The sequence below is a fragment of the Mycobacteriales bacterium genome (assembly GCA_035995165.1).
GTDB lineage: Bacteria > Actinomycetota > Actinomycetes > Mycobacteriales > CADCTP01 > CADCTP01.
In genome coordinates, this window is record DASYKU010000047.1 from 1 (window position 1) to 12,909 (window position 12,909).

A 12,909-nucleotide genomic window follows, 5' to 3' on the forward strand; every position below is an offset into this window, starting at 1 on the left:
GAACTGCGTGGACGTGCCGATCCCGATCACTCGGCGACCGCGCGACCCGCGACATCAGCGGATGTGGATGCCAGGTACCGGTGGGCCGTGCAGTGGCAGCGGGCCAACCCCGCATCATCACCCTCGCCCCCTGACCCCAACCCCCGCACCAGCCCAGCCCGCCGGGAGGGCGTTCCCCAACGCCCTCCCGGCGGGCTGCTCGCAGCCCTCAGGTGACGTGCTCGCTGAACGCGTACGACTCTGCGCGCGTCATCCGATCAGCAGTCGCCGGCGGGCGGTCTGGGAGCCCGACGCGCAGCCCCGTCTATGCCGCCCGCTACGCACCACCCGCGAACACAACAAACTGCCCACCCAAGCCCCAGACCGCCATCGCCGCCGCGATCGTGCGGCACCTGCACGCCGTCATCACCGCCGGCCAGAGCTGGGGACCCCACCATCGCCACCCACGGCAACCGACACGGCTCGAACCGGCCGCCGCTGCCTGACTTACCGGCGCAGCTGCGTCAAGCTGGCGGTCGGGGCGAGCCCCGCCGGGCGCCGGGTCGGGGCGAGGACCACCGCCGCAGGTTGGTTGGTGGCCGGGGGCCGTACCCGGCGGTTCGTCTCCCCCGTCCGTGCCAGCCTGCGCACCACTACTCTGGAGCGGATGACCGAGAGCAGGCCGCGCAGTCTCGCCGATTGGCTGCGCGCGCAGCCGGACGAGGCGCTCGCCGCCCTGCTCCGCGATCGGCCCGACCTGGCCGTACCCGCCGCCGGTGACCTCGGCGCGCTGGCCAACCGGGCCGGCGTCCGGTTCTCGGTGCTGCGGGCGCTGGAGGACCTCGACGCCTGGACGCTGCAGGTCCTGGACGCGGTCCTGCTCGCGACCGAGGCGCCGGCCCCGCGCAACGGCGCGGTCGGGTACGCGGCGACCCTGCTCTCCGGCGGCTCGGGGTCGTACACCGGCGTACGCGGGCTGCTGCCGACCGCGCCGGACAAGGACGTCCGGGCCGCGGTCGACCGGCTGCGCGGGCTGGCCCTGGTCTGGGGCGACGACGAGGCGCTGCACGTGCCCGGGACCGTGCGCGAGGTGGTCGGCGTGCACACCGGCGGGCTCGGCCGGCCGTACGGGACGCTGCTCACGATCGCGACCGGGACCCAGCTCGCCCCGGTGCTGGCCGCGCTCGGCCTGCCCGACGCCCGCCAGCCCGCCGCCGGCGCGCTGCTGGCCGAGGCGCTGGCCGACCCGGTCCGGCTGCGGAACCTGGTCGCGACCACGGGCGAGCGCGAGCGCGAGGTGCTGGCCCAGCTGGCCGAGGGGGCCCCATTGGGCACGGTCCGGGACGCGACCCGGCCGGTCGCCGCGGCCGACGCGGACACCCCGGTGCGCTGGCTGCTCGCGCACGGGCTGCTGGTCGCGATCGACACCGACACCGTCGAGCTGCCGCGCGAGGTCGGCCTGCTGGTCCGCGCGGACGCGCCGCTGGGCGAGGCCCGGCTGCGGCCGCCGGCCACCGAGCCCCGCGACCTCGGCGTGGGCACCGTGGACGACGCCGGTGCCGGCCAGGTGCTCACCGTGCTGCGGCTGGTCGAGACCCTGCTGGAGGCGTACGCGCTGGACCCGCCGGGTGAGCTGCGTTCCGGCGGCCTCGGCGTCCGGGAGCTGCGCCGCAGCGCCAAGGCGACCGACTCCGACGAGCCGACCGCGGCCGCACTGCTGGAGATCGCCCGGGCCGCCGGGCTGCTGGACGTCGGCGGCGGCCCCGAGCCGATCTGGCTGCCGACCGAGCGGTACGACGCCTGGCTGGAGCTGGACCCGGCGCTGCGCTGGACCCGGCTGGCCAACGCCTGGCTGGCGATGACCCGGCTGCCCGGGCTGGTCGGGCAGCGCGACGACCGCGGCCGCGCGCTGGCGCCGCTGTCGATGGAGATCGAGCGGACCAGCGCGCCCGGCACCCGCCGCCGCGTGCTGGCCGTGCTGGCCGGCCTCGGCCGCGGCTGCGCGCTGGACCCGGCCGGCATCGCCGACCAGCTGGCCTGGCGCTCGCCCCGCCGCGGCGGCCAGCGGGCCGACCTGATCGAGGGCTTCGTGCGGGAGGCCGAGCTGCTCGGGCTGACCGGCCGGGGCGCGCTCACCTCGTACGGGCGGGTGCTGGTGGACGGCGGCTCCGAGCCCGCGGTCGCGACCGTGCTGGCCGACCGGCTGCCGGCGCCGGTGGACCATGTGCTGATCCAGGCCGACCTGACCGTGGTCGCGCCGGGCCCGCTGGAGGTCGAGCTGGCCCGGGAGATGGCGCTGGTCGCGGACGTGGAGTCGGCCGGCGCGGCCACCGTCTACCGGGTCGCCGAGGGGACCGTACGGCGGGCGCTGGACGCGGGCCGGTCCGCCGCCGACCTGCACGAGCTGTTCCGGTCGAAGTCCCGGACGCCGGTGCCGCAGGCGCTGACGTACCTGGTCGACGACGTGGCCCGGCGGCACGGGGCGCTGCGGGCGGGGGCGGCCGCGTCGTACCTGCGCTGCGACGACGAGGCGCTGCTGACCGCGGTGGTGGCCGACCGGAAGGTCGAGTCGCTGCGGCTGCGCCGGATCGCGCCGACCGTGGTGGTCGGCAAGGCCGGGGTCGAGCGGCTGCTCGGCGTGCTGCGCGACGCCGGGTACGCGCCGGTGGCCGAGTCCTCCGACGGCGTGGTCGTGCTGACCCGGCCGGACGCGCGGCGGACGCTGGGCCGGCCGGCGCCGCCGCGGGCGGTCGAACCACCCGCGGTCGGGCAGGAGCAGCTGACCGAGCTGGTCCGGGCCGTCCGGGCCGGGGACCGGGCGCTGCGCTCGGCCGCGCAGGCGGTCTCGGCCGCGATCGACGTACCCGGGGTGACGACCGCGACGACGCTCGGCCTGCTGCGGGACGCGGCCGCAGCCAACCAGGCCGTCCTGCTCGGGTACGTCAACGCGCAGGGCTCGGCCTCGCAGCGGATCGTCGAGCCGGCCTCCGTCAACGGCGGCTACCTGCACGGTTACGACCACCAGCGGGACGAGATGCGGACCTTTGCCCTGCACCGCATCACCGGGGTCTCGATCCTCCCGGACGGCACCCTCCCGGAGGACTGATGGACCCCTTCCAGCAGTTCGCGAGCTGGGACGAGCAGACCGCGCTGGGCTGGGCCACCGGGTTGGACAAGCGGGCCGCCACGGCGATCCAGGCGGCGCTGCGGGCCGACGCGGTCGCCGCCGCGCAGCTGGCACCGGGGGACGTCGTGGTCGAGGTCGGCTGCGGGACCGGGCCGATGCTCGGCGACCTGGCCGACGCGGTCGGCCCGACCGGGCTCGTTCTCGGCCTGGAGCCGCAGCGGACGCTGGCCCGGGTCGCGGCGCAGCGGCTCGGCTCGCGGGCGGCGCTCGGTCTGGCCTCCGGTACGGCCCTGCCGGTCCGCGACGGGGTCGCCGCGGCCGCGCTGGCATCCACGGTCCTGCTGCACGTGCCGGCCGCGGAGCAGGTCGCGATGCTGGTGGAGATGGCGCGGGTGGTCCGGCCCGGCGGCCGGGTGCTCTCGGTCGACCAGGACATGGAGGGCTGGGTGATCGACCACCCGGACCGGGAGACGACCCGCCGGCTGCTGCGCTTCAACGTCGAGAACCGGTACGGCGACGGCTGGACCGGTCGCCGGCTGCCCACGCTGTTCCGCGCCGCCGGGCTGCGCGACATCTCCGTCCAGGCGCTCACGCATGTGGACACGTCGCCGGGTACGCACCTGCACGGCAACGCGCAGCGGATGGCGGCGGCCGCCGCCGAGGCCGGCTTCCTCACCCCGGCCGAGGCGGACGCCTGGTCCGCCGGCCTCGACCAGGACGGCCACTTCTTCTCCGCCCTCACCTACTTCCGGTGCGCGGCAACGGTCTGGACGCACGTTTGATTGTATTGCTACATTAAGACAATGCTGCTCGCGAGTGGGGTTGTCCTGCTGATCTACAGCTGGCGACTGGGGGCGCTCGGCGATGCCCGCCAGGAGCGCCGGCACGCGACCGCCGTCGCCCGCCGCTTCGGTCTCCCACCGGACGCGGTCGACGACACGCTGGTCCGGCGGATCGCCCGACGGCAGCGGTTCGTGCAGACCGGTGTGCTGGTCGGTCTCCTGTTCACACCGTTCCTGCAGGCCTGGTTCGTGCCGCTCTACGCCGGGCTCGCGCTCGGCGCGGCGGTCGACCAGGTCGCGGCGCCACGGCTGCCGGCCGACACGCCCCGGGTCGCGCACGTGACCGACCTCCGGCTCAGTGCGTACGTCCCGGCGTGGTTGCTCGTGGCCTCGGCACTCGGGGCGGCCTGCGCGCCGGTGCTCCTCCTGGTGTGGGCGGTCGCGCCCCGGACGCCGCCGGTGCCGGTGGCCGATCCGTCCACGGCGGGCGCCGTCACCCTCGCGGCGCTGTCGCTGCTGGGCCTCGGGGTGTCGCTGGGGCTGGCCCGGTTCGTGGTCGGCCGGCCGCAGGCCGCCGGGTCGAGCACCGAGCTCGCGGTCGACGACGCCCTGCGGGCCCAGGCCGTCCGCGACGCCCTGCACATCACCGCGGTGGTGTCGCTGACCACGACCATGGTGCTGGGGCTGAAGGAGGGGGAGGTCGGCGGCGCGCTGCGGTATCTCGGCGGCGCCCTGCCAGTGGTCCTGCTGGCGGGCATCGCGCTGGCCGGGATCACGCACGAGCTCACGGCCGGCCCGAAGCACTGGCGCCGGCTGGTGGCCGCGTGATCAGTTACGACCCGCGGTCGCCGATCCCGCCGTACGAGCAGGTGCGGGGGCAGCTGGCACGGCAGGTGCAGTCCGGCGAGCTCGCGCCCGGGACGAGGCTGCCGCCGGTCCGGCGGCTGGCCGGCGACCTCGGGCTGGCGGTGAACACGGTCGCCCGGGCGTACCGGGAACTGGAGGCGGCCGGTCTCGTCGCCACCCGCGGCCGCAACGGCACCGTCGTCACCGGCGCCGACGAGTCGAGCGCGGTGGACGCCGCCGCCGACTACGTGGCGACGGTACGGGGGCTGGGCCTGCCCAGGGAGCGCGCGCTGGAGATCGTCCGGGCCGTACTGGAGGCGGGGCCGGCCTAGGCGTTGGCGGCGGCGCGGGCGGTGGCGGGTTCGCAGAGGGCGCGGGCGGCGTCGCCGACCACGTCGAAGTCCGCGACCCGCACCGGCCGGCCGAGCAGGAACCCCTGCACCGAGTCGCAGCCGAGCTCGGCCAGCGCGGCCAGCTGGTCCGGACGCTCGACGCCCTCGGCCGTGACGGTGAGCCCGAGCGCGTGCGAGGTCTCGACCACCAGCCGGACCATCGCCGCGTCGGCCCCGTTCACGTCCAGCCCGCCGACGAACGACCGGTCCACCTTCACGTCGTCCACGGCCAGCTCCCGCAGCAACTTCAGCGAGGAGTAGCCGGTGCCGAAGTCGTCCAGCGACAGCCCGACCCCGAGGTCGCGCAACTCGGCCAGCCGCTGCCGGGTGGTCGGGAAGTCGGTGACCGCGGCGGTCTCGGTCAGCTCCAGCCGCAGCATCGACGGCGCCACGTTGTGCCGGCCGAGCGCGGCCCGGACCTCGCCGACCAGGTCGGAGCCGACGATCTGGTGCGGGGAGAGGTTCACGCTGACCGGCAGCGCCAGCCCGCGGGCCTGCCACCGCCCGGCCTGCCGGGCGGCCGCATCCAGCACCATCGCCCCGATCGGCACGATCAGCCCGACCGTCTCCGCGTACGGGATGAACTCGTCCGGCGGCACCCAGCGGCCGGTCTCGTCCTGCCACCGCACCAGCGCCTCGGCGCCGACCAGGGCGCCGTCGCGGAGCCGGTGGATCGGCTGGAAGTGCAGCGAGAACGCGTCCGCGGCCAGCGCCTCGCGCAGCCGCAAGGTGAGCGAGAGGCGGTCGACGGGGCGGTCGGCGTTCGGGTCGTAGAGCTCGGCCCGGCCGCGGCCGGACACCTTCGCCCTCGTCATCGCGCTGTCCGCGCGGCGCAGCACGTGCTCGGCGCTGATCGCGCCGCCGTCGACCACGCAGACGCCGACGCTGGCCTGCATCTGCAGCTCGTGGTCGCCCAGCCGGACGCCCTCGGCCAGCAGGTCCAGCACGCGGCGGGCGCACTCGGCCGCGCCGCCGATCGGGTCGTCCGCGGACAGGTCCCCGAGCAGGATCGCGAACTCGTCGCCGACCAGCCGGCCGACCGCGTCGTTCGGGCCGATCGCGAGGACCAGCCGGCGGGCGGCCTCCTTGATCAGCGCGTCGCCGAGCTCGTACCCGAGGCTGTCGTTGATGTCCTTGAGCTGGCCCAGCTCGACCTGCAGCACGCCGACCGGGGCCGCCGGCGTGGCGCCGGCCAGCCGCCTGTCGACCTCGTCCAGCACCCAGCGCCGGGTCGGCAGGCCGGTCAGCGGGTCGTGGAGGGTGGAGTGGGCCAGCGCGGCGGCCAGGGTCGCGAAGACGTCCCGGGCCGAGTACGTCGCCCGGTCGCCCTCGGGCATGACCACCGACAGCGCGCTCGCGGCCGCGTGCGGCCCGGACAGCAGCGAGCTCACCGCGTCGGCCAGGGCCAGGTCGGCGGCCAGGGCCGGCGGTTCGCCGGTGGGCTCGGACTGGTCGGCCGGGGTCAGGGAACCGACGAGGTCACCGAGACTGCGAAGGGTCCGGCCGGCGGCGTCGTGGAGCACGGCGGCGCGCAACGCCACCTCCAGCATCCGTTCCTGCACGCGCGGCCCCCCTGTCGTTGCCCTGAGGCAGCATCCGCGCACTTGCTGCATGGGGCAACTCATCCGGTCAAAATTCACCTGGATCAAACCTGGCCGGTCCATCTCGTGGGTCGCGACCTGACTCCGACCGGCTGTCCGCTCTGCCGATCGCCGCTCTGGGGCGGCTGAGCGGGATTCGCGCGGGGGCGTACGGCGTTGCACACTGGGTCGTTGTTCTGCCCCGCCCCGCTTGGAGTCCCGTGACCGACGGTCCGCTCATCGTCCAGTCCGACAAGACGCTGCTGCTCGAGGTCGACCACCCGCAGTCGGCCGAGGCCCGGGCCGCGATCGCGCCGTTCGCGGAGCTGGAGCGCTCGCCCGAGCACGTGCACACGTACCGGCTGACGCCGCTCGGGCTCTGGAACGCCCGCGCCGCCGGCCACGACGCCGAGCAGGTCGTGGACGCCCTCGTCCGCTTCTCCCGCTACGCGGTGCCGCACGCGCTGCTCGTCGACGTCGCCGACACCATGGACCGGTACGGCCGGCTCCAGCTGGTCAAGCACCCCACCCACGGCCTGGCCCTGGTCAGCCTGGACCGCGCGGTGCTGGAGGAGGTCGTCCGGCAGAAGAAGATCGCCCCGATGCTCGGCGCCCGGGTCGACGACGACACCGTGGTCGTGCACCCGAGCGAGCGCGGCCGGCTGAAGCAGGCGCTGCTCAAGGTCGGCTGGCCGGCTGAGGACCTGGCCGGGTACGTCGACGGCGAGGCCCACGCGATCGCGCTGGACCAGAGCGACTGGGAGCTGCGCGGCTACCAGCAGGAGGCGGTGGACAACTTCTGGGCCGGCGGCTCCGGGGTCGTCGTGCTGCCCTGCGGGGCCGGCAAGACGCTGGTCGGCGCGGCCGCGATGGCCCAGGCCGGCGCGACCACGCTGATCCTGGTCACCAACACGGTCGCCGGCCGGCAGTGGAAGCGCGAGCTGCTGGCCCGCACGTCGCTGACCGAGGAGGAGATCGGCGAGTACAGCGGCGAGCGCAAGGAGATCCGCCCGGTGACGATCGCCACGTACCAGGTGATGACGACCCGCCGGAAGGGCGAGTACCGGCACCTGGAGCTGTTCGACAGCCGCGACTGGGGCCTGATCGTGTACGACGAGGTGCACCTGCTGCCCGCCCCGATCTTCCGGCTCACCGCGGACCTGCAGTCCCGCCGCCGGCTCGGCCTGACCGCGACGCTGGTCCGCGAGGACGGCCGGGAGGGCGACGTGTTCTCCCTCATCGGCCCGAAGCGCTACGACGCGCCCTGGAAGGACATCGAGGCCCAGGGCTACATCGCCCCGGCCGACTGCACCGAGGTCCGGGTCACGCTCACCGACGCCGAGCGGATGGGGTACGCGGTCGCCGAGCCGGAGGACCGCTACAAGGTCGGCGCGACCGCCCGGACCAAGCTGCCGGTGGTCAAGGCGCTGATCGAGCGGCACGCGGGCGACCGGGTGCTGGTCATCGGTGCCTACCTCGACCAGCTCGACACGCTCGGCGAGGAGCTGGACGCGCCGATCATCCAGGGCTCGACCACGACCAAGGAGCGGGAGCGGCTGTACGAGGCCTTCCGTACGGGCGAGATCCGCACCCTGGTGGTCTCGAAGGTCGCCAACTTCTCCATCGACCTGCCCGAGGCCTCGGTCGCGATCCAGGTCTCGGGCACGTTCGGGTCCCGGCAGGAGGAGGCCCAGCGGCTCGGCCGGGTGCTGCGGCCCAAGGCCGACAGGGGCACCGCGCACTTCTACACGGTGATCGCCCGCGACACCCTCGACCAGGAGTACGCGGCGCACCGCCAGCGCTTCCTGGCCGAGCAGGGGTACGCGTACACGATCGTCGACGCGGACGACCTGCTGGCGGCCGGTTAGTCGATCGCATCCCGGCCCCGGGCGTGGTGGGGTGGGCCGGTGGACATCCGGCTCGACCCGCTGCGGGTGGCGTACGCCGAGGAGATGGCGGTCGTCCTGGCCGACCCGGGCCTGTACGGGTTCATCGGCGGCGCCCCGCCGACGGCCGAGGAGCTGGCCGACCGGTACCGCCGCCAGGTCGTCGGCCGCTCCGTGGACGGCCACGAGGAGTGGCTGAACTGGATCGTCCGGGACGCCGGCGACTGCGCGGTCGGGTACGTCCAGGCCACCGTGCACGAGGGTGACCGGGCGGTGATCGCCTGGATGATCGGCCGGCCCTGGCAGGGCCGGGGGTACGCGACCAAGGCGGCCCGGGACCTGATCGACGTGCTGCGCTCGCGTGGCGTCCGCCGGGTCGAGGCCTACATCGTCCCCGGACACCACGCCTCGGAGATGGTCGCGGCCCGGACCGGGCTGGCGGCGACCGGGCAGCTGGACTCCGAGGGCGAGCAGCTGTGGCTGACGACGACCTGACCGCGGCCGCGCTCGACGTACCCGACCTGACCGTGGCCGTCGTGGCCGCGGCGGCGGCCGCGCTGGGCGTGCCCGAGCTGACCGGAGCGGCCGACCTCGGCGGCAGCAGCCGCAGCCTCGTGCTGCGGGCCTGGGCCGGCGACCGGCCGGTGGTGATCAAGGCCCCGCTGGAGACCGGCGAGGGACCGGTCCGGGAGCTGGCCGCGCTGCGCACGCTGGCCGGCGTCCCCGGCGTACCGCGGCTGCTGGCGACCGCCGACCACCCGCCGCTGGTGGTGCTGGAGGACCTCGGTGGCGGGCCCAGCGTGGCCGACGCCCTGCTCGGGGCGGATCCGGCCGCCGCCGCCGACGCGGTGGCGGACTGGGCCGCCACGCTGGGCACGCTGCAGGCGGCGACGCGAGGCCTGCGGGACCGCTTCGCCGCCGAGCTGGCCGCCGCGTCCCCGCTCGGGCCGCCGCCGGTGGACACCGCGCCGGGCACGCTGGCCGAGACGGCCGACCGGCTGGCCCGGCAGCTGCCCGAGGTCGGCGTCACCCCGAGCGCGGCCGCCCTCGGCGAGCTGCGGGCGATCGCCGACGCGCTGTCCGACCCGGCCGCGGCGGCGCTCTCCCCCGGCGACACCTGCCCGGACAACAACATCCGTACGGCGAACGGCTACACGCTGATCGACTTCGAGGCGGCGGAATTCCACCACCTGGCCTGGGAGGCGGCGTACCTGCGGGTGCCGTGGCCGTCCTGCTGGTGCGCCTGGACGATGCCGGCCGAGGTCGCCGACCGGGCGCTGGCGCGGTGGACGGCCGCGGTCGGACCGCTGCCGGCGACGTTCGCGGCCGACCTGGAGCGGGCGACGGCGGCCTGGGCGTTCGTGACCACGGCCTGGTATCTGCCGCGGATCCGGGCCGGCGGCGACACGTCCGACGGGCGCCAGCCGCTGCGCCGGGCGATGCTGCAACACCGCCTGGACCTCGCCGCCACCGGCACCGGTCCGCTGGCCGACCTCGCCGCCGAGACCGCCGCCGCGCTCCGCCGCACCCACGGAGACCACCCCCTCCTCCCCGCCCCCGCGTTCCGCCAGCCCTCGCCCGGCGTTCGGCTGGATCACCGCCCGCCCGGGTAGGTTCCGGGAAACGGTGGAGTGGGAGGGCGCGGGGTGGCGTACCGGAGCGAGACGCGGCTGGCCGACGGACGGGTGCTGTACTACTTCGACGCCGAGCCGGGCGTGGTGCGGGACGCGACCGACGAGCGCGACCTGCCGGTGACCACGACCGCCTCGGAGATCCGCTGGGACCCGCTGCGGGACGAGTGGGTGGTCATCGCCTCGCACCGGCAGGGCCGGACGTTCCTGCCGCCGGCCGACGAGTGCCCGCTGGACCCGTCCCGGGACGGCCGGCACACGGAGATCCCGGCGTCCGACTACGAGGTCGTGGTCTTCGAGAACCGGTTCCCCTCGCTGGCCACCACCGCCGTGCTCGGCCCGGACCCGGACGACCTGCCCGACGACGACCCGCTGTTCGTCCGCCGGGCCGGGGTCGGCCGGTGCGAGGTGGTCTGCTTCACCAGCGACCACTCGGCCGCCTTCGCCACGCTGCCGCCGGAGCGGGTCCGGACCGTGCTGGACGCCTGGATCGACCGCACCCGCGAGCTGAACGCGATGCCCGAGGTCGAGCAGGTCTTCGTGTTCGAGAACCGGGGCGAGGAGATCGGGGTGACCCTCTCCCACCCGCACGGCCAGATCTACGCGTACCCGTTCCGGCCGCCGCCGCTGCGGCAGGAGATCGAGTCGGCCCGCCGGTACCGGGAGCGCACCGGCGACTGCCTGCACTGCGTGATGCTGGCGGCCGAGCGTAAGGCCGGCACCCGGATCGTGGCCGAGGACGACCTGTTCACCGTCGTCGTCCCGCACGCGGCCCGCTGGCCGTACGAGGCGCACGTCTACCCGCGCCGGCACCTGCCCGACCTGCCGGCGCTGACCGAGGACGAGCGGGACCGGCTGGCCTCGGTCTACCTCGACCTGCTCAAGCGGTTCGACACGCTGTTCCCGACACCCGCGCCGTACATCGCCGCCTGGATGCAGGCCCCGGCCCGGGGACCGGACCGGGACCTGATGCATCTGCACGCGCAGGTGTTCTCGATCCGGCGCGCCGCCGGGAAGCTGAAGTACCTGGCCGGCAGCGAGTCCGGGGCGGCCGTCTGGATCAACGACATCAGCCCCGAACGCGCGGCGGCCCAGCTCCGCGGCGAGAAGTAGCTAGACGCTGACCCCCGAGCCGGTCGTCGAAGAAGTCCCGGCTCATCTCGCCCAGCTCTTCGGCCAGGTGCGCCTCCAGCGGCCGGCGCCGGGCGTCGGCCTCGACGCTGCCGTCACGGCCGGAGCGGCGGAGATCCAGCCACCCTTTCTGGGTCAGTCCGGTGAATGCGGTCGCGAACCGCGACGGCGGAACCACTCCAATGGCACAGCGTGCTCGCACGGTCACAAGACGTGCGTCTTCAAGTAGAAGAAGGGTCAACATCCGGACCGACCCTGACAGGACAGCACAGCAGGGGCGGCCCCGGAGGACCGCCCCTGCTGGGGTACTGCCGAATTCAGTGGGGACTCAGAAGTCCATGTCCCCGGCGCCCGGCATGTTGCCCGACGCCGCCTGAACCTTCTCCGGCTTGTCGACCACGACCGCCTCGGTGGTGAGGAACAGCGCGGCGATCGACGCGGCGTTCTGCAGCGCGGCCCGGACGACCTTGGTCGGGTCCGGGATCCCCGCCTCGAGCATGTTGACGTACTCACCGGTCGCGGCGTTGAGGCCGTGACCGATCGGCAGGCCGCGCACCTTCTCCGCGACGACTCCACCCTCGAGACCGGCGTTGATCGCGATCTGCTTGAGCGGGGCCTCCAGCGCGACGCGAACGATGTTCGCGCCGGTCGCCTCGTCACCCTCGAGGTCGATCTTCTCGAAGGCCGACTTGGCGGCCTGGGCGAGCGCGACGCCGCCACCGGCGACGATGCCCTCCTCGACGGCCGCCTTCGCGTTGCGAACGGCGTCCTCGATGCGGTGCTTGCGCTCCTTCAGCTCGACCTCGGTGGCCGCGCCGACCTTGATGACCGCAACGCCGCCGGCCAGCTTGGCCAGCCGCTCCTGCAGCTTCTCGCGGTCGTAGTCGGAGTCGCTCTTCTCGATCTCCGAGCGGATCTGGTTGACCCGGCCGGCGATCTGGTCGGTGTCACCCGCACCCTCGACGATCGTCGTCTCGTCCTTGGTGGTCACGACCTTGCGGGCGCGGCCGAGCAGGTCGAGCGTCGCGTTCTCCAGCTTGAGGCCGACCTCCTCGGAGATCACCTCGCCACCGGTGAGGATCGCGATGTCCGCGAGCATCGCCTTACGGCGGTCACCGAAGCCCGGGGCCTTGACGGCGACCGAGCGGAAGGTGCCACGGATCTTGTTGACCACCAGGGTCGCGAGGGCCTCACCCTCGACGTCCTCGGCGATCAGGACGAGCGGCTTGCCCGACTGCATGACCTTCTCCAGGATCGGGAGAAGGTCCTTGACCGCGGAGATCTTCGAGTTGACGACCAGGATGTACGGGTCGTCGAGCACGGTCTCCATGCGCTCGTTGTCGGTCACGAAGTAGGCCGAGATGTGGCCCTTGTCGAAGCGCATGCCCTCGGTGAGCTCGAGCTCGAGGCCGAAGGTGTTGCTCTCCTCGACGGTGATGACGCCTTCCTTGCCGACCTTGTCCATCGCCTCGGAGATGATCTCCCCGACGGTGGCGTCGGCGGCGCTGATCGACGCGGTCGCGGCGATCTGCTCCTTGGTCTCGACGTCCGTGGC

At 74.6% G+C, this 12,909-nt stretch carries 10 protein-coding genes; 8 read left to right on the plus strand and 2 right to left on the minus strand.

Annotated features, from left to right (window positions below):
* Nucleotides 1-646 precede the first annotated feature (646 nt).
* Genes VGP36_07475 through VGP36_07490 form a run of 4 tightly spaced genes read left to right on the plus strand, consistent with a single transcriptional unit; the run spans nt 647 to nt 5,066 of the window.
* Nucleotides 647-3,085 carry a helicase-associated domain-containing protein gene (locus tag VGP36_07475; GenBank protein HEV7654563.1) on the plus strand — a complete coding sequence of 813 codons (2,439 nt, stop codon included), beginning with the start codon at nt 647-649 and terminating at the stop codon, nt 3,083-3,085.
* Nucleotides 3,085-3,888, plus strand: coding sequence for a methyltransferase domain-containing protein (locus tag VGP36_07480; GenBank protein ID HEV7654564.1), 804 nt, complete (start codon nt 3,085-3,087; stop codon nt 3,886-3,888). The genes VGP36_07475 and VGP36_07480 overlap by 1 nt, the downstream gene beginning before the upstream one ends.
* A 21-nt stretch (nt 3,889-3,909) precedes the next feature.
* Nucleotides 3,910-4,716 (plus strand): hypothetical protein, encoded by an 807-nt coding sequence (locus VGP36_07485; GenBank protein HEV7654565.1) that lies wholly within the window; start codon nt 3,910-3,912, stop codon nt 4,714-4,716.
* Nucleotides 4,713-5,066, plus strand: a complete 354-nt coding sequence (locus VGP36_07490; protein HEV7654566.1) for a GntR family transcriptional regulator — start codon at nt 4,713-4,715, stop codon at nt 5,064-5,066. The genes VGP36_07485 and VGP36_07490 overlap by 4 nt, the downstream gene beginning before the upstream one ends.
* Here VGP36_07490 and VGP36_07495 read toward each other — a convergent pair.
* Nucleotides 5,063-6,688, minus strand: coding sequence for a bifunctional diguanylate cyclase/phosphodiesterase (locus VGP36_07495; protein ID HEV7654567.1), 1,626 nt, complete (start codon nt 6,686-6,688; stop codon nt 5,063-5,065). The two genes, VGP36_07490 and VGP36_07495, sit on opposite strands and share 4 nt — an antisense overlap.
* A gap of 239 nt (nt 6,689-6,927) precedes the next feature.
* Between VGP36_07495 and VGP36_07500 the strand changes: the two genes are divergently transcribed.
* Genes VGP36_07500 through galT form a run of 4 tightly spaced genes read left to right on the plus strand, consistent with a single transcriptional unit; the run spans nt 6,928 to nt 11,336 of the window.
* Nucleotides 6,928-8,574: a DNA repair helicase XPB gene (locus tag VGP36_07500; GenBank protein HEV7654568.1), complete on the plus strand. Its 1,647-nt coding sequence runs from the start codon at nt 6,928-6,930 to the stop codon at nt 8,572-8,574.
* Nucleotides 8,575-8,613: 39 nt separating this feature from the next.
* The gene (locus VGP36_07505) at nt 8,614-9,087 is read left to right on the plus strand and encodes a GNAT family N-acetyltransferase (protein ID HEV7654569.1); all 474 of its coding nucleotides are present in this window, start codon (nt 8,614-8,616) and stop codon (nt 9,085-9,087) included.
* Nucleotides 9,069-10,205 (plus strand): hypothetical protein, encoded by a 1,137-nt coding sequence (locus VGP36_07510; protein HEV7654570.1) that lies wholly within the window; start codon nt 9,069-9,071, stop codon nt 10,203-10,205. Before VGP36_07505 ends, VGP36_07510 begins: the two co-directional genes overlap by 19 nt.
* Nucleotides 10,206-10,238: 33 nt before the next feature.
* Complete coding sequence (gene galT, locus VGP36_07515; GenBank protein ID HEV7654571.1) at nt 10,239-11,336, plus strand: galactose-1-phosphate uridylyltransferase; 1,098 nt, start codon at nt 10,239-10,241, stop codon at nt 11,334-11,336.
* Nucleotides 11,337-11,682: 346 nt separating this feature from the next.
* Here galT and groL read toward each other — a convergent pair.
* A partial coding sequence (gene groL, locus VGP36_07520) for a chaperonin GroEL (GenBank protein ID HEV7654572.1) occupies nt 11,683-12,909 on the minus strand: 1,227 nt, incomplete at its 5' end.

Bases quoted from the DNA above. Each gene is read 5' to 3' on its own strand.
- VGP36_07475 (HEV7654563.1), top strand. From the start codon at position 647: ATGACCGAGAGCAGGCCGCGCAGTCTCGCCGATTGGCTGCGCGCGCAG.
- VGP36_07480 (HEV7654564.1), top strand. From the start codon at position 3,085: ATGGACCCCTTCCAGCAGTTCGCGAGCTGGGACGAGCAGACCGCGCTG.
- VGP36_07485 (HEV7654565.1), top strand. From the start codon at position 3,910: ATGCTGCTCGCGAGTGGGGTTGTCCTGCTGATCTACAGCTGGCGACTG.